This is a genomic window from Enterobacter cloacae complex sp. ECL414, assembly GCF_021869685.1.
In the GTDB taxonomy this organism is placed as follows: domain Bacteria; phylum Pseudomonadota; class Gammaproteobacteria; order Enterobacterales; family Enterobacteriaceae; genus Enterobacter; species Enterobacter kobei.
Window position 1 is genome coordinate 1,679,801 of the sequence record NZ_CP091481.1, and the last position, 15,675, is coordinate 1,695,475.

The 15,675-nt window shown below is 55.3% G+C and carries 16 protein-coding genes; 6 read left to right on the forward strand and 10 right to left on the reverse strand.

Going from position 1 to position 15,675, the window contains the following annotated elements:
- Positions 1 to 142 precede the first annotated feature (142 nt).
- Positions 143 to 769: a TfoX/Sxy family DNA transformation protein gene (locus L3068_RS07785; RefSeq protein ID WP_032637053.1), complete on the forward strand. Its 627-nt coding sequence runs from the start codon at positions 143 to 145 to the stop codon at positions 767 to 769.
- Here L3068_RS07785 and yccS read toward each other — a convergent pair.
- Both yccS and L3068_RS07795 read right to left on the reverse strand, forming a co-directional pair.
- Entirely contained in the window at positions 726 to 2,888 is a 2,163-nt protein-coding gene (gene yccS / locus L3068_RS07790; protein ID WP_023332614.1) for a YccS family putative transporter, read from the reverse strand. The genes L3068_RS07785 and yccS overlap by 44 nt on opposite strands.
- Positions 2,889 to 2,907: 19 nt before the next feature.
- Positions 2,908 to 3,354 (reverse strand): YccF domain-containing protein, encoded by a 447-nt coding sequence (locus L3068_RS07795; protein WP_023332615.1) that lies wholly within the window; start codon positions 3,352 to 3,354, stop codon positions 2,908 to 2,910.
- 123 nt (positions 3,355 to 3,477) lie between these two features.
- On the opposite strand from L3068_RS07795, the gene helD reads away from it, so the two are divergent.
- Positions 3,478 to 5,532, forward strand: a complete 2,055-nt coding sequence (gene helD / locus L3068_RS07800) for a DNA helicase IV (RefSeq protein ID WP_117581323.1) — start codon at positions 3,478 to 3,480, stop codon at positions 5,530 to 5,532.
- Between the two features lie 58 nt (positions 5,533 to 5,590).
- Here the strand turns inward: helD and mgsA are convergent, their stop codons facing one another.
- Complete coding sequence (mgsA, locus tag L3068_RS07805; protein WP_008499922.1) at positions 5,591 to 6,049, reverse strand: methylglyoxal synthase; 459 nt, start codon at positions 6,047 to 6,049, stop codon at positions 5,591 to 5,593.
- An 80-nt stretch (positions 6,050 to 6,129) separates the two neighbouring features.
- Complete coding sequence (csgI, locus tag L3068_RS07810; protein WP_023332617.1) at positions 6,130 to 6,792, reverse strand: curli synthesis inhibitor; 663 nt, start codon at positions 6,790 to 6,792, stop codon at positions 6,130 to 6,132.
- Between the two features lie 173 nt (positions 6,793 to 6,965).
- On the opposite strand from csgI, the gene L3068_RS07815 reads away from it, so the two are divergent.
- A complete protein-coding gene (locus L3068_RS07815) occupies positions 6,966 to 7,379 on the forward strand; it encodes a CoA-binding protein (protein ID WP_014883259.1) in 414 nt (137 codons plus the stop codon).
- 35 nt (positions 7,380 to 7,414) lie between these two features.
- On the opposite strand, the gene hspQ is transcribed toward L3068_RS07815, so the two are convergent.
- Together hspQ and rlmI are read right to left on the reverse strand one after the other, a co-directional pair.
- Positions 7,415 to 7,732, reverse strand: a complete 318-nt coding sequence (hspQ, locus tag L3068_RS07820; protein WP_008499919.1) for a heat shock protein HspQ — start codon at positions 7,730 to 7,732, stop codon at positions 7,415 to 7,417.
- Positions 7,733 to 7,792: 60 nt separating this feature from the next.
- Entirely contained in the window at positions 7,793 to 8,983 is a 1,191-nt protein-coding gene (gene rlmI / locus L3068_RS07825; RefSeq protein WP_045134648.1) for a 23S rRNA (cytosine(1962)-C(5))-methyltransferase RlmI, read from the reverse strand.
- 174 nt (positions 8,984 to 9,157) lie between these two features.
- On the opposite strand from rlmI, the gene L3068_RS07830 reads away from it, so the two are divergent.
- From L3068_RS07830 to yccX, 3 genes are all read left to right on the forward strand, one after another.
- On the forward strand, positions 9,158 to 9,715 hold the full coding sequence (locus tag L3068_RS07830) for a kinase inhibitor (protein ID WP_050862055.1): 558 nt from the start codon (positions 9,158 to 9,160) through the stop codon (positions 9,713 to 9,715).
- A gap of 70 nt (positions 9,716 to 9,785) precedes the next feature.
- Positions 9,786 to 10,514: an AraC family transcriptional regulator gene (locus tag L3068_RS07835; protein WP_198925977.1), complete on the forward strand. Its 729-nt coding sequence runs from the start codon at positions 9,786 to 9,788 to the stop codon at positions 10,512 to 10,514.
- Between the two features lie 11 nt (positions 10,515 to 10,525).
- Complete coding sequence (gene yccX / locus L3068_RS07840) at positions 10,526 to 10,807, forward strand: acylphosphatase (protein ID WP_023332620.1); 282 nt, start codon at positions 10,526 to 10,528, stop codon at positions 10,805 to 10,807.
- Here yccX and tusE read toward each other — a convergent pair.
- The 4 genes from tusE to L3068_RS07860 form a co-directional block, all read right to left on the reverse strand.
- Entirely contained in the window at positions 10,804 to 11,133 is a 330-nt protein-coding gene (tusE, locus tag L3068_RS07845; protein WP_008499913.1) for a sulfurtransferase TusE, read from the reverse strand. The genes yccX and tusE overlap by 4 nt on opposite strands.
- Before the next feature lie 69 nt (positions 11,134 to 11,202).
- Positions 11,203 to 11,754, reverse strand: a complete 552-nt coding sequence (locus tag L3068_RS07850; protein ID WP_063666698.1) for a LuxR C-terminal-related transcriptional regulator — start codon at positions 11,752 to 11,754, stop codon at positions 11,203 to 11,205.
- Positions 11,755 to 11,764: 10 nt separating this feature from the next.
- Positions 11,765 to 12,922, reverse strand: coding sequence for a CblD like pilus biogenesis initiator family protein (locus L3068_RS07855; RefSeq protein WP_181969315.1), 1,158 nt, complete (start codon positions 12,920 to 12,922; stop codon positions 11,765 to 11,767).
- Between the two features lies 1 nt (position 12,923).
- The gene (locus L3068_RS07860; RefSeq protein WP_117581325.1) at positions 12,924 to 15,641 is read right to left on the reverse strand and encodes a TcfC E-set like domain-containing protein; all 2,718 of its coding nucleotides are present in this window, start codon (positions 15,639 to 15,641) and stop codon (positions 12,924 to 12,926) included.
- Between the last annotated feature and the right edge of the window lie 34 nt (positions 15,642 to 15,675).

Genomic DNA, 15,675 nt, shown 5'->3' on the forward strand with positions numbered 1-15,675 from the left:
AAAGCGACTCGCAAAATTCGTTCAATGTTGATGCCCCTCGAAAAATCATCTTGCTCAACGGCGCTAAGTTGCCTATTTTCCTGCTAACGGATCCGCTAGTAAGAAATTTCGCTGTTACCTTATGATTTAGAAGGGAAATATCATGAAAAAGATATCTTATGAACGGATTTATCAATCCCAGGAATACCTCTCACCGCTAGGAGAAATTCATCATCGCGCCCTGTTCGGTGGCTATACCCTGGCGATAGATGACGCGGTTTTTGCCATGGTGTCAGATGGCGAGCTGTACCTTCGCGCCTGTGAAGAAAGCGCGAAATACTGTGTAAAAAATGCCGCCTCTTTTTTGACGCTGATGAAACGAGGCCGCCCGGTACTTCTCAACTATTACCGTGTCGATGATGGACTGTGGCAAGACAGGGAACGGCTGCTTCAGCTCTCCTCTTTCGCGCTCAATGCGGCGAGGAAAGAGCGCTGTCAGCGCCATCAACGAAACCGGCTTAAAGATCTGCCAAACCTGACCTTTCAGCTTGAGGTATTACTTTTTGAAGCTGGCATTACTAACGAAGAGACGCTGCGGGCACTGGGTGCCAGGGAGTGCTGGTTAAAGATGCGGGCTAAAAATAGGGCACTCGGTATTAAAGTGCTCTTCGCCCTTGAGGGGGCTATTGAGGGTTTGCATGAGGCGGCACTCCCGGCAGGCACTCGCCGGGAGTTGACGGAGTGGTTTAATGCGCTGCCTGAGCCACAGAAGAATCACTCCTCCAGGTAGCGATTTGCTGTTGTAACCGGCAAATTTCTGGCAGCAGAGCGATAAGCAGGCCAATCTGCTGTAGCACCAGCGGCGCTTTGCTGTCGTTTCCTGGCTCAAGACGCGCGATACGTTGAGTCAGTTCATCCAGCGACTGTCTCACTTTCGGTTCATCGGCTGGCCGGTGATGCAGTGCATCATCGACGTAGCAGACCGCGTCATCCAGCAGGTTGAGTATGCCCGGGTTGACCAGTTTCTCGCGGTGTGCACCCAGCGTGGAAATATAGCTGGTGAAGGTATGGTTGAGGCAGAGCAACCGGAAAGCCGTCTCACGCATCTCGGCCGTGGCACGAGGCTCCGTTGACATGTTAGAGACAACCGAAGCCAGTTCAGCATCACTGTTGTGCGCATCGCGGCGGGCTATCCGATAAGCCAGACGGTTATCGCGTCCCTGGTGGTACTGCTCAAGAATGGCATCCAGGTATCGGCAGTTGGCGTTCAATGCCCTGTCTAACACCCGCGGTAAATTACGGAAACGCCAGTCCGGCCAGATAAAGCTCACCGCTGCCCAGGCAATCGCACAGCCGATCAGGGTATCGAGCACGCGAGGCAGGGCGACCTCGAACCCTTCACCTAGCAGGTTAAAGCAGAGCAGCACCAGCAGCGTGATGAACATGGTGGCATGAGCGTACTGCACGTTGCGAAACGCGAAAAACAACACGCCGGTAATCACAATCAGCACCAGCTGCCCTTCAACAGAAGGCACGAAGTACAGCACGGGAAGTCCAATCGCGACACCGACCAGCGTACCGATAATACGCAGCGCAAGGCGGTGCCGGGTGGCGTTATAGTTTGGCTGGCAGACAAACAGGCTGGTCAGCAGGATCCAGTAGCCATGCTGCAAACCGGTTATCTGGATAAAGGCATAACCGACGCATAGCACCAGAGACATTCTCACCGCGTGGCGAAAGAGCGCCGACTCTGGCGTAAAGTTGCGGCTCAGCCGTAGCCACATATCGCTAAAGCTATGCACGCTGTCATCAGCCAGCTGATTTTCCACATCATTACCCGGTTGCGCCATCGCCTGTTCGGATTCGATGGTCGCCAGCTGAGCATCTATAGCCCGCAGGTTATTGAGCAGAAAACCCAGCGCTTTGATATGTTCCGGTGATGTTCCGCTGGCCTGAACGCGATCGAGCGCCGCATCAAGATGGCTAAACACGCGTTCGAAACGGGGGTCATGCTGATAGGGCGTGCGCAGCAGAATGGATCGCGAGAGCTGCTGGCAGGCCAGGGACTGCATTGACAGCAGGCGCTGGAAGCGGAACATCACGTCGCTGTAGCGAAACTTTTCACGTAGGGCGGCATACTGAACATGCGAGGAACTGGCGCGTTCATGAATGTCCTGGGCGGCAAAATAGTAGTGTAAGGTTCTTCGCGTTCCACGCTGACCGCGATCGCCGCGCAGACGGGTAAGCAGTGAGGCTTTCGTCTGGTTAAGGGTGGTGACCAGCTGACCGTTTGCCAGCGCCAGATCGTAAAGCGGCGCCTGGCTTTCTTCTTCAATATCCGGGTCAAACAGCCGGGATTTCAGTTCCAGATAATGGGCCAACTGCTCAAAGCTACGGGCAAGGTTATCCTGCAGCGGGCGAACCGGGAAGATAAGATGGCCGGTTAACGTCAGCAGGTTATACCAGATGGCGCCCAGCAACAGCAGTAGAGGTTGCTGGTACCACTGGTCGTAAAGTGACACGCCCAGCATGGTATAGATGGCGATCAGTAAGGCGCCGAAGGCGATGGTGGCATAGCGCTGCCCCAGTCCACCCAGCAAAATAAACCCGCTGGTCGAAAGCGTCAGGCCCAGCGCAAACAGCCACGGCCAGGGGAAGAGCAACTCAACGGACGCTGACGCAATAAAAAAGCAGACGAGCGTAATCACCAGATTACGCAAACGACCGGCCAGGCGATCGTCCAGATCCGCAAGCGCCCCGGCCACCACCCCCAGCGTGAGCGGGATGGTGAGTTTGACGTCATTCAACCACCACGGCAGGGCTACCGTGCCGCAAAGCGCGATAAAAATCCTGACGTTGTAAAGCCAGGAACTGTTCCAGGTATAACGGCGAAGCAGTGGGCTTAGCATAAACGCGGCCAGTCCTTATTTACTGAAAACGACGGCGTGCGTTCGCTTCACGCGCCGCCTGGGCCACTTCAACCGGAACAACTCTGCGCCCGACGGGCCAAAGGGCGATGGCGGCGATCTTAAAGTTCGCGAGCCCTACCGGAATCCCAATAATTGAGATGCACTGTGCAATACCGGCAAAAATATGCATGATGCATAGCCACCAGCCAAAGAAAATCAGCCACAGAATGTTCAGCAGGGTTCCCCCCGTGTTCATCAGGGCGTTCTTACTTTCCGGATTCAGTTCGTCAACGTGGATGGCTTCGTTACCGTAGGGGATCAACGAGAGTTTGGTGATTTCCCAGCAGGAGCGGGTCAGGGGGAGTGTGAAAATCAGGACGATGCTCACCAGTGTGGCAATAAGCCAGGAAAGGGTGGTGGCAAAACCGCCCAGCACAAAATTCAACACATTCAGAACGGTACGCATAAACCCTCACTTCCTTTCGATAAAATTAACGCCCAATGATTGTAACGTTTTTTTAGGCTGGAGCACCTTAAAACTGGCAGTTAAACTGTCAGGTAAATTATCTCTTCGTGGATTTGGCGGGACATGGAACTGAAAGCAACTTCATTAGGCAAACGCCTGGCGCAACACCCCTATGACAGCGTTGTTTTGCTCAACGCCGGGGTGAAAGTCTCCGGAGAACGCCACGAATACCTTATTCCGTTTAATCAGCTTCTGGCCATCCACTGTAAGCGTGGGCTGGTATGGGGTGAGCTGGAGTTTGTTCTGCCAGACGATAAAGTCGTGCGTCTTCACGGCACCGAGTGGGCGGAAACCCAGCGTTTTCATCACCACCTGAACGCCCGCTGGCAGCAGTGGAGTCACGACATGAGCGTGATTGCCGCCCAGGTTCTGCACCAGGTGCTGGACGAGATCGCCCAGAGCAACGCGCAACAAACGTGGTTGACCCGCCAGCAGACTGCCGGGCTGCAGCAAAAGATTCGCCAGGCTCTCTCGGCCCTGCCGATTGCCGTAACGCGTCTTGATGAGTTCGACAACTGTCGCGACGCCTGGCGTCAGTGTCAGGCCTGGCTGAACGATAGGGATAAGAGTCGGCTGGCGCATAACCAGGCCTGGACAGATGCCATGCTGACCCAGTACGCCGACTTTTTCAGTACGGTGGAATCTTCGCCGCTCAACCCTGCGCAGGCTCGCGCGGTGGTCAATGGCGAGCAGTCGCTGCTGGTGCTCGCGGGGGCGGGAAGCGGCAAAACGTCGGTACTGGTGGCGCGTGCAGGCTGGCTTCTGACGACCGGCGAAGCGGTTGCCGATCAGATTCTGCTGCTGGCTTTTGGCCGTAAGGCTGCCGAGGAGATGGACGAACGCATTCAGCAACGTCTGCATACCCGGGATATTACTGCCAGAACCTTCCATGCCCTTGCGCTGCATATCATTCAGCAGGGCAGTAAAAAAGTGCCTTCCGTCAGTAAACTGGAAAACGACACGCAGGCGCGCCAGGCGCTGTTTATCAAAACGTGGCGTCAGCAGTGCAGTGAGAAAAAAGCGCAGGCGAAAGGGTGGCGTCAGTGGCTGGAAGAGGAGCTCAACTGGGCAGTGCCGGAAGGCAGTTTCTGGCAGGATGATAAACTGGCGCGTCGGCTGGGATCGCGTCTTGACCGTTGGGTCAGCCTGATGCGGATGCACGGTGGCTCACAGCCTGAAATGATTGAAGGTGCGCCAGAGGGGATCCGCGATCTATTTTCGAAGCGGGTCAAACTGATGGCACCGCTCTTAAAAGCCTGGAAAGCCGCGTTGAAGGCGGAAAATGCCGTCGATTTTTCCGGTTTGATCCATCAGGCGATCGTCATTCTTGAGAAAGGACGTTTTGTCAGTCCGTGGAAACATATTCTGGTGGATGAGTTTCAGGATATCTCACCCCAGCGCGCAGCACTGCTCTGTGCGCTACGGGCGCAAAATAAACATACCTCGCTGTTTGCGGTGGGGGATGACTGGCAGGCTATCTATCGCTTCAGCGGCGCACAGCTTTCACTCACGACCGCGTTCCACCACTATTTTGGTGAAGGGGATCGCAGCGATCTGGACACCACGTATCGCTTCAACTCCCGGATTGGTGAAATCGCCAACCGTTTTATCCAGCAAAACCCGCATCAGCTGACCAAGCCGCTTAACAGCCTGCGGCCTGGGGATAAAAAAGCCGTCACCCTGCTGGCGGATGACCAGCTGGAACCGCTGCTGGACAAGCTCAGCGGCTATGCGAAGCCCGATGAGCGTATCCTGGTGCTGGCGCGTTATCATCACCTTAAACCTGCAGCGCTGGAAAAAGCAGCTACCCGCTGGCCGAAACTGCAGCTTGAATTTATGACCATTCACGCCAGCAAAGGGCAGCAGGCCGATTATGTGATTGTGATGGGGCTGAAAGAGGGCAGCGACGGTTTCCCGGCTCCGGCCCGTGAATCGGTGATGGAACAGGCCCTACTGCCGGTGCCGGAAGATTTCCCGGATGCCGAAGAGCGACGTTTGCTTTATGTGGCAATGACGCGCGCACGTCACCGCGTCTGGCTGCTGTTCAATAAAGCGGAGCCATCCGTGTTTGTCGATATTCTGAAGAGTATTGATGTGCCGGTAGCGAGAAAGCCGTAGCGACGACGGGCAAGGATGGGTAGGCCGGGTAAGGCGAAGCCGCCACCCGGCAAAAAAGCTACTTCAGTCTCTCAGAAAGATAACGCTGATAGTCCGGAATCAGGATATCAACCGGCGAATTGAACTGCGGTGATTCGATGATGAAATCCGCCGTCGAGAGGTTTGTCGCCACCGGAATATTCCACACCGTCGCCAGACGCAGCAGGGCTTTAACATCGGGATCGTGCGGAACCGCGTTCAGCGGATCCCAGAAGAAGATCAGCACGTCAATCTTCCCTTCGGAAATCTGCGCGCCGACCTGCTGATCGCCGCCCATCGGGCCGCTCAGCATCGCATTGACCTCCAGACCCGTTTCGCGCTGGATCAGGTTTCCGGTGGTGCCGGTCGCTGAAAGGGCATGCTTTTCCAGCAAAGACTGATGGCGGCGCACCCAGTTAAGCAGCATTTGTTTACAGTGATCGTGCGCCACCAGTGCAATGTGTTTGCGTTCAGGCAGCGTGCGTGTTGTCAGTTCCATAATCATATCCATCAGGTTAACTGACTACACGATGACGGGAAGCGCCTGACGCTGCAAGCCTCAGGCGAAAAAAATGTGGCTTAGGATGAAGGTTGTTGCTTTGCCCACTGTAAAAATCGGGCCCGCGTGTCGGGATCGGCCTGCTGGAACCAGAATTTCAGGCGCTGTTCCGTCAGCGTCTGGGACTGAGGCGGGATAACATCCAGTTCTGATACGCCGGAAAGCAGCGTACTGTCGTCGGCCATCAGGGTGGCAAACTGCGGAAGGGAGGCGCGTTTACCGGCTTTGTTATAAACCTGCGTAGCCGCCTCGTAATCCGGGCCTTTGGGGGACGTGGTTAATGCCAGAATATCCAGCTTCACCGGGATTGGCATCGCATCACCGTCCAGCAGTTCAATGCGCGGCGAGGCGTCAAAGGCCGCCGATTCCTTTTCTGTTTCAAGGCGAGGCAGGGTAATGTTCACCTGACTGATTTGCCGGGTATTAAAGCTGATAATCAGCGGCGGCGAGATGTACAGTCGTTGCTCATGGTTAGCCAGGCCGATCGATTTTTCTACTCGAAAGACCAGTTGATGGGGGCCGTTATCTAATTCGATGCTGTCAGCACCGCGTAATAATGAGCTGGACACTTTTTTTCCGTCCAGTACCAGAAGATCAATGTCGCCAGAGAGCCGAAGCGTGGTAGCAAATACGCAAACCGGCATCACTAACGCAATCAGAGCCGTGGCAATACCGGTTTTCATAGGAGGCTCCCGTCAGACATACTGTCGCCGCATTAATGTATCTAAATTTTTCGATAATCACGTTTACTAACATATAGACATATTTTGCCGTTTTGCCCTCATGCATCTGTATGGGATGGATGGTTGAGATGTGCGCTTTGGCGTACACTTTTAAAAAAGCCAGGAGAAAAACCATGAAAGAGAATGATGTTGCTGAGATTTTGACATCCACGCGGACCATTGCGCTGGTGGGCGCGAGTGATAAACCCGATCGTCCCAGCTATCGGGTGATGAAATACCTTCTCGATCAGGGTTATCACGTCATCCCGGTCTCGCCAAAAGTGGCGGGGAAAACGTTGCTGGGCCAGCAAGGGTATGCCACGCTCGCTGACGTACCCGAAAAAATTGATATGGTCGATGTCTTCCGTAATTCCGAGGCCGCATGGGGCGTAGCGCAGGATGCTATTGCCGTCGGGGCGAAAACCCTGTGGATGCAGTTGGGTGTGATTAACGAGCAGGCGGCCGTGCTGGCGCGTGAAGCGGGTCTGAAAGTGGTCATGGACCGATGCCCGGCGATTGAGATCCCCCGTCTGGGGCTGGCGAAATAATAAAAAAAGCCCGTTATCGGGCTTTTTTTGCACGCTTAGTTCCGCAGGCGCGGAGCCTGTAGCTGTTTACGGATGGTCTGAGCAAGTTCATCCATCGTAGGTTGCTCCGGATGCTCTTCCTGCAACTCACTACTCAGCTGCGCTTCGGCAAGGTAGGTATGAACGGGTTGTCCGTCGTCACCTTCCATCACCACATGGTACCAGGGCGCAGCGCGAAGCTCGGCGTTAACCGCCAGCTCGTCTGCTGACGGTTCATCAAGGGAATACTCCGGGTCGATATCGACGACCACACCCAAATACCCTAGCAAAGTGTGGCGGACCTGCTGGCCGATACCGAATTTGCTGGCAATCATAGTCACCTCCCGGGAAATACGACTTACACGTTATGTGTGGTCAATATTTCTCTTTTCAAGTTACATGACGCGACAGGCAAACCCTTTCAGATACAGCCCTTCCGGGTAGGTAGCAATCACGGGATGATCGGCTGCCTGACGGAACTGCTCTATAAATTGTACATCACGACCAGCATCTATTGCGGCATCGGCGATGATTTTCTGAAATAAATCTGTGGTCATCAGACCGGAGCAGGAGAACGTCAGCAGAACGCCACCCGGGTTCAGCAGCTGGATGGCCAGCATGTTGATATCTTTGTACCCGCGGCAGGCGCCCATCAGCTGGCTTTTATTCTCCACAAACTTAGGGGGATCCATCACGATAACGTCGAACTTCTCGCCCTGATCGCGATATTTACGCAGCAGCTTGAAAACGTCGTCGCGTACAAACTCCGCTTTGCTCAAATCCAGCTTGTTTAGCTCGACGTTTTGTTTTGCCACGTCAAGCGCTTCCTGTGACGTATCCACGCTGACGACCTGCGCACAGCCACCCATCAGCGCCGAAACGGCAAAACCGCCGGTATAGGAGAAGCAGTTAAGTACGCGCTTGTCGGCGACGTACTGGCGTGTCGCCAGACGGCTGTCGCGCTGGTCAAGGTAATAGCCCGTTTTGTGACCGCCCTGAATATCCACCAGCAGCTTCATGCCATGTTCTTCAATGGGCAGCAGGGCTGGCGGCAGTTCGCCCGTTACTGGCCCCTGAGTCAGCTCCATGCCCTCTTTTTTGCGCACTGCCACATCGCTGCGGTCGTAAATGGCACACTGCGGGAACAGCGTTTGCAGCGCGCTAATCAGCGCGGCACGCTGGTATTCCGCTCCGGCGCTCAGGAGTTGCAGCACCAGGAAGTTGCCGAAGCGATCGATGGTCACACCCGGCAGGCCGTCGGACTCACCGGCGATCAGACGATAGCTGTCCAGACCGTCACGCTTTGCCAGCCATTCACGCCACTGCTGCGCCTGCTGCAGGCGGCGAATGAAGAAGTCGATATCAATGGTTTCATCTTTGTCGAAGGTCCAGACGCGAGCGCGGATCTGGGACGCAGGCGAGTATGCGCCTCGCGCTAACCATTTCCCCTGATGGTCAACGATATCAATGGTTTCACCGAGGCTGGCTTTGCCTTCCATGCGGGCAACTGCGCCAGAAAAAACCCAGGGATGACGACGCAGTAAGGATTTCTCGCGCCCTTTGGCTAACACTAAACGTACACTCATAATTTGCTGTTCTGTCGATTTCAGGGAAATGGCGCGTAGATTATCACATTCAGCAAGTCGCAATCATCTGTGGATGCCTTTGAGCGTTTCGGCACAAAATCAAATCGCTTAAGCACATTACGGTATGGCCGCGTGCCTTACATTGGGGCTTCCCGTTCAGCAAAGGACTCCCCCATGAAAAAGCGCAGTGTAATAGCAACAACCGCTCTGGCGGCGATAAGTTTTCAGGTTTTAGCGGCAACGCCTTTCAGTATCACCAGTCAGGATATCTCCGGGGAGCACCGTTTAGCGCAACAGCAGGTGTTCAACGGTTTTGGCTGCCACGGTGATAATCAGTCTCCGCAGCTTGCATGGAAACATCCGCCAGCCGGTACGAAAAGTTTTGCCATCACGGTATATGACCCCGATGCCCCCACCGGCAGTGGCTGGTGGCACTGGACAGTCGCCAATATTCCTGCGAAAACAAGGGCACTGCCTGCGGGCGCGGGTAACCCAAAGAGTGAGAAATTACCCGCTGGCGCGGTGCAGGGGCGTAATGACTTCGGTTATTCTGGATTTGGCGGCGCATGTCCACCTGAGGGAGACAAACCGCACCGTTACCAGATTACCGTCTGGGCGCTGAACGTGGACACACTGCCCCTTGATAACAATGCCAGCGGCGCGCTGGTCGGTTATATGATAAACAGTCACGTTCTCGGAAAAACGCAGTTAACCGCAACGTACAGCAGATAAGGATGACCCGGTGCAGGAGTTTTACCTTCAACATAAACAGCTGACGGCGGGCGAAGTCAGTGCCAGCAAAATGCATCGCCTGCACCAGGTTAAACTTTTTTTTCCAGCCATTTGTCACATTACTCACGGCAGTAAGGTCATTGTTCAGGATGACAATCGCCTGGTGGCAACGAGGGATGCGCTGATTATTATCCCGGCCAATACGTCAATGGAGATTATTAATCAGCCTGCGAACGGCATGTTTCGATCGGACTTGCTGATGTTGTCGCCAGAGATCCTGGCCGAGTTTAAAGCGCATTACCTGAAATCCTGGCCGGGCACGACGTTACATTCCCTTTGTGTCCCGTTGAGCGAAGGGCTGGCGTTTATGTGGGATAACCTGCTGCACGCCGTGCGTCAGGATTTACCGGAGGCGTTACAAAAACATCAGGCCTTCGGTCTTTTGCTGGCATTGCTGCATGAAGGCGTGGCAGGTCCGCTGCTTATTGAGCGAAGCAGTAACCTGACTGAGCAGGTGCGACAGTTCATCATGCTATCGCCGGCCAGATCCTGGACTGCGCAGGATATCGCAAGCCGTCTGGCCTTAAGCGTGCCGACGCTGCGCAGAAAGTTGCGTGAAGAGTCGCAGAGTTTTCGCCAGATCGTGGAAGAGGTGAGAATGGCCGTTGCGCTGTCACAGCTGCAATCGACCCGATTACCCATTGGCGAAATCGCATTACAATGTGGGTATCTTTCCAGTTCTCGTTTCACCGCCCGCTTTCGGCAGCACTACGGCTGTTTGCCGAAAACGCTACGTTAAGGAGAAGAAAAATGTCAAAAGTTTGCACTATTGCCTGGGTTCACGGCATCGTTCAGGGCGTCGGGTTCCGCTACAGCACCCAGCGTGAGGCTCTTCAGCTCGGGATCACGGGCTATGCGCGAAACATGGATGACGGCAGCGTTGAGGTGGTCGCCTGTGGCGACGCGAAGCAGGTAGAAAAACTGATGGTGTGGCTGAAAGCGGGTGGCCCGCGCAGCGCGCGGGTTGACAGGGTGCTAACGGAACCGCATCAACCCGGCCGGGAATACGAGAACTTCAGTATTCGTTATTAAATGCACTTCACCGGCTTTGGCAGGCCAGCAATTTTGGTGGCCTGTTTTGCCGGGCCTTTCGGAAACAGACGATACAGATAGCGGCTGTTGCCTTTCTCTTCGCCAAACTTATTGGCCATCGCTTTCACCAGCATGCGGATCGCCGGAGAGGTATTAAATTCGAGATAAAATTCGCGCACAAAACGCACGACTTCCCAGTGTTCGGGGGAGAGGGTGATACCTTCGTTTTCGGCGATTTTTTCCGCCAGTGGCTCGCTCCATAGCGTGGTATCTTTCAGATAGCCTTCGCTATCGGTCTCAATTTCCTGGCCTGCAAAAATGAACATAGTGCTCTGTCGATAAAGTAAAAACCGCCCCTAGTCTAGCAAAGAAGGGGCGGCATGAGAAACTTCGGTCTATAGAAGAAGCTGTAGCAGATTGTTGGCATTCAGCTTTTTTAACGCGTTGCATTTGTACGTCGAGACCTGTTTTTCGCTCATCTGCGTCATTGTCGCAACATGTCTTACCGATTGCCCGTTAACCAGCCTGTCCAGAACATTGAACTCCATGCCCGTCAGGCAACAATTCAGGCTGCGGACCCGACGGGGCTCTTTTGCAAGCAGATACGCTGCATCCGCGACGGCAATTCTGTCATCAATAATATATGAGGTCAGCGTGGCAAAACGCTTTCGCAGATGCGTGGCCAGCGCCCAGCCTTTTTCATTGCACACCAGATAAAGCGTTCCTTCCCAGCGGCTGGCCTCCAGCTGAAGCAGAATCTCAACCAGCGCCTGATGCGTCCCGGCGACGGAAAAGCGGCAGCGCACAACGAGGGTGTCGCAGGCCAATAACGAATGGCGCCACGTTACCGCGCCGCTGTCAACCAGCATCTGAGCGTTACGGCGCAGAAGGGCGTAGCGTAAACCTTCGGCATAAAAGCGATTATTATCAAGAATAACGTAATTCACGGCGGCCTCTTTATAACGTACTGGGTGTGTAGATAATGCGTAGCGTGCCGGTGTAATCCCCGGCATTTTTGCTGCTGGCAGTAAATGAAGGGGTTTTCAGGATAATAGGGGCTGGCACGCACAGTACGCTCTCGCGTCCGCCGGGAAGGACGACCTGACGCAGATACTGCGGATCGTTAGTCCCTTGCCAGACCACGGTTTTACCGTTAGCGACGATGTCTGTTGCGCCTGTGATGGGATGGGTGACAAAGACCTGATAGTCGAGACGGTCCCGCGCATCGGTCTGGCTTCCTCCGCGTCGCCTGATTGAAAACGCACCTTCAGTACGGCCCGCTGAGGCGAGTCCGTCGTCCTCAAACCGAAGGTAGGTGCGGGTGCTGGTGCTGTTTTTACCATCGTACAGGCACATATCCAGCGTATTTTCTCCCTGGATCTCACTGCCACCCGGCCGCCCCGGGAAGTTAGTCAGGTTGAGGTTAACGATGGGCGTGGAGTGCGGAAATGCCGGCAGATAAATCTGCTGATTACCCGGATCGACCACCTCAATGCGAATGTTTGCCTGCCACCTGGCGATAGTGAGATAGCCAGGACAGCCGACATTCACGTCATTCCAGTTTCCTCCGCAGTCGGCGCTATCCCATTGACGCAGGTTCTGCTTCAGCGTTGCTGTCCAGATCCCCGGCAGGGCGAGCTTATCCAGTTCGCTTTTCACAATATAGAAATCAAAATACGGTTCTCTGTTCCAGTCAGCGATTGTGTCCGATCCCATTGCTACGTAGCTGGCATAGGTAAACACTTCGTTTCGGATAAATATGTAATGATCGCCATTTACCTTGATATCCACCGTCTTGCTGGAGAGGGCATGCGTAAAACGTAAATTGATGGCATAGGGTGCGGCCGAGTTACTCGTCCTCCAGACCGGAGAGGTCGCGCAGGCCCCGTACGCGGTATCAGTCCGGGACTCACAGGTCAGGGTGTTACGCCCCCATTTTTGCGGGTCGGCGGTGTCAAAGCCGCCCGATTCATGCAACCAGATATCGAAACGCGCAGGCGGTGCCGTGCGATCGAAGCTGATCCCAACGCTGGTGTTTCGTTCCGCAGGGGCGCCCGCCAGCGTCTGGCCTGTCCACAGGCTTAACAACAGTAAAATAAAGAGGTACTTCATCACATCATTTCCCTTTTTTGAGGTTGTCGGCGTTCATGGCAGTTGGCCCGGCAGGTACCGACCGTCCGGCGAGCATCAGCTGCGCCTGCTGCTGGACGGCATCCGGCAGGGCCGAGAAGGTTAATTCCCGACAAGGAATTGAGCCGACATAGCGCACCACGTCGCGCATACTTTTCACGTTGAGTTCGCACTGATAAAACTGCTGCTGACGCACCAGGTAGAGGTTATGCAGCAGGGCATCGCTCTGGGCGCTGAATCCGCCGTTGCCGAGATCGCTCCAGCCGTTAACGTTCAGCGGCACACCACCGATAAACGGCGAATGACGCTCGTCGGTTAACTGGCCGAGCCAGGTGTAGCTTGCGGTGGTTTGCACATCCCGACGCAGCAGCTTGCCTGGCACCATAAACAGCGTTCTGCTGCCTGAACCTTGCGTGATCTCACTGCTGGCTCCCCGGGATACATCCAGCGATTCGTTAATCGTCAACGTGGTCTGCTGGTAGCCCGGTACGGCGAAGAGGGCGCGGCTATTACCCGGAATGTCTGCGCTCCCGCTGTTATCCAGCGACACGGCAACGCTCGGAGCCTGGGTATCAGTCGGTGTGGCAACGTTAACCGCGACGGCGGAAGCAGGGCGTCCGTCGCTCCAGCGGCCCAGCCACAGGCCAGAACGCGACAGCGCAAGTGTCGAGCTGTAGTTGCCGCTGGTGCTCAGCGTATGGCGTCTGTCCTGACGATCCCAGGCGTCGCTGACGGTCAGACTGCCGTTGCCATATCGCCCGCCCTGGCGCGTATAAGCTGAGGTATTCAGCGAGTCGCTGTTAATGCCTGATGCGCTAAGGCCGTACTCGTTTTCACCGCGTGCATCGCTGTACCAGTTATGCGCCACGTTGTAGCTCAGCTGATTTTTTTCACGCTGCTGGTGCTGCCAGGTCGCCCCCAGAGAGGTATAGCTAGACGCATCACCCTGACGGTTATGCGCCATGGACAGGCTCACGCTCAGGTAGCCGCCTTTGTCCCTGCCGTCGCGGGCATCATCGTTGCGCATGAAGAGGTTAACGCTGCTGTTAATGTTCAGACCATGGGTGCTAAAGGCATTGCTCAGGCCTCCCTGCCAGGCCCGCGAGCGCGAGCGGGTCATATAGACCGATTCCCACGGCAAACCCGCATCGTGGCGATCGTCGTTATCCGGCAGCTCCCGGCGTGAAACGTACCGTCCTTCGTTGCGGTTATCCGAATAGCCGAGGCTCGCATACCAGGCGCCGACAGGGACGGAAAACATCACCGAGAGGGTGCGATAACAGCCGTTCACGGCGTCAAACCCGGCGCTTCGGGTGTTGCAGTTTTCCGCTGATAGCGCGTTGCGATAGAGGCTCAGTGAAAAACCGTCGTTGTAGCTGATTTGCTGAATATTGCCGCGCTGGCCTTCGCTGCCGTAAAGGTAGCTAAACCGGGTACTCAGCACGCCGTCGATCGGGCCCGCGTTGAAGCCCCGGCTCCAGTCGAGCGCATTTTCCAGGAAGCGCTGGTTTTGCTTTATCGTTGCTCCGCTGGTAAGCGCTAAGATCTCGGTGACGGGCAGGCGTACGCCCGCCTGCGCAACCGCGCTGGGTTCTTCGTTTTGATCGCTATTGTCGGTTTCACCCGCCTGCAGGAACCACTCGACGCGGTCGAATGGCGTAATGCCGGTTCGGGTAAACGGCACCTGCTCGGTACGCGTTAGCCGGTTATTTTCATAGACCGACAGCGTGACGGTGTAGCTCCCGTCCGGAAACGATCGCGTGTCGAGAGTTTGCGCCCCGGCATTCAGGTAAAAGCTGGCCAGCAGTTGACTGCCACGGCGGGCATCAATACGCGCGTCATGGGAAAGCAGCACGGTGATAGGGGTTCCCTTTGACTGCTGAACCGGATTTATCCACGCCCGTGTTGAGCCTGCGCGCACGCCGCGAATTTTCCCCAGCGGCAGCTGGCTGAGGTTGATATTTCCACCGGCATTACTGAACAGATCGCGGGTATCCATTTCGCCCAGCTGGACATAGTACTGGCGCAAGATATCCTGGCGGAACCAGGCATTGTTAACGGTGATTTCCTGTTGCTGCTGGTGCCTTGAACGCTGTCCCAGCCAGGTCCAGTCGAGGTTAACATAGCCGTCCTGCGTGAGCGCCAGCGCGCCATTGCCCTGCACGGTGGCTGACTGATAATCCCTGTCGGCAACAAAATTAACATTCTGCTGATGGATAAGCGCATTTTCGGTGTCCTGCGTGGGCTGATACCACTGATTTTCCGCGGTGGCTTTAGGCAGGAATTTCTTGTCTAAAAACAGGCTAATACGGGCGTTATTCTCGTCATAGATAATGGCCGCGCGGTCGGTATCAATGTAATCGCAGCCCGCTGCGGAGCTGTTGCTGCTGCAGGCCAGGTTGCCGTTACGGGCAAGCGGAACGGCCAGCGTGGCAGACACGGTGGCTACGAGAGCAGGGTCGTCGTTAAACCGTCGTTTGATGGCTGCTACAACGGTTTCAGGTGCGACAAAACTGACCGTTTCAAGCGTGATATCCGTTTCAAAAAGGCCAAGCGACTCGCCATAGAGGTTTACCTCTGTCCACAGGCGCTGGGTTTTCGCCAGATCTTCAAAACCTGCCGGGACGGTCATCCCGGCACAGGCGAGTTGGATGGAAGCGGGTAACAAAGCAACAAAGAGGAGAGTATTTCTGTGAAACGCCATGAACGAGCCTCGACATCATCCTGACGTCAGAGGG

Excerpts from the sequence above, each read along its gene's own strand:
- yccX (WP_023332620.1), top strand. The coding sequence starts at position 10,526 with ATGTCAAAAGTTTGCACTATTGCCTGGGTTCACGGCATCGTTCAGGGC.
- hspQ (WP_008499919.1), bottom strand. The coding sequence starts at position 7,732 with ATGATTGCCAGCAAATTCGGTATCGGCCAGCAGGTCCGCCACACTTTG.
- helD (WP_117581323.1), top strand. The coding sequence starts at position 3,478 with ATGGAACTGAAAGCAACTTCATTAGGCAAACGCCTGGCGCAACACCCC.
- L3068_RS07835 (WP_198925977.1), top strand. The coding sequence starts at position 9,786 with ATGCATCGCCTGCACCAGGTTAAACTTTTTTTTCCAGCCATTTGTCAC.
- L3068_RS07815 (WP_014883259.1), top strand. The coding sequence starts at position 6,966 with ATGAAAGAGAATGATGTTGCTGAGATTTTGACATCCACGCGGACCATT.
- csgI (WP_023332617.1), bottom strand. The coding sequence starts at position 6,792 with ATGAAAACCGGTATTGCCACGGCTCTGATTGCGTTAGTGATGCCGGTT.
- yccS (WP_023332614.1), bottom strand. The coding sequence starts at position 2,888 with ATGCTAAGCCCACTGCTTCGCCGTTATACCTGGAACAGTTCCTGGCTT.
- L3068_RS07785 (WP_032637053.1), top strand. The coding sequence starts at position 143 with ATGAAAAAGATATCTTATGAACGGATTTATCAATCCCAGGAATACCTC.
- L3068_RS07830 (WP_050862055.1), top strand. The coding sequence starts at position 9,158 with ATGAAAAAGCGCAGTGTAATAGCAACAACCGCTCTGGCGGCGATAAGT.
- mgsA (WP_008499922.1), bottom strand. The coding sequence starts at position 6,049 with ATGGAACTGACAACACGCACGCTGCCTGAACGCAAACACATTGCACTG.
- L3068_RS07795 (WP_023332615.1), bottom strand. The coding sequence starts at position 3,354 with ATGCGTACCGTTCTGAATGTGTTGAATTTTGTGCTGGGCGGTTTTGCC.
- tusE (WP_008499913.1), bottom strand. The coding sequence starts at position 11,133 with ATGTTCATTTTTGCAGGCCAGGAAATTGAGACCGATAGCGAAGGCTAT.
- rlmI (WP_045134648.1), bottom strand. The coding sequence starts at position 8,983 with ATGAGTGTACGTTTAGTGTTAGCCAAAGGGCGCGAGAAATCCTTACTG.
- L3068_RS07860 (WP_117581325.1), bottom strand. The coding sequence starts at position 15,641 with ATGGCGTTTCACAGAAATACTCTCCTCTTTGTTGCTTTGTTACCCGCT.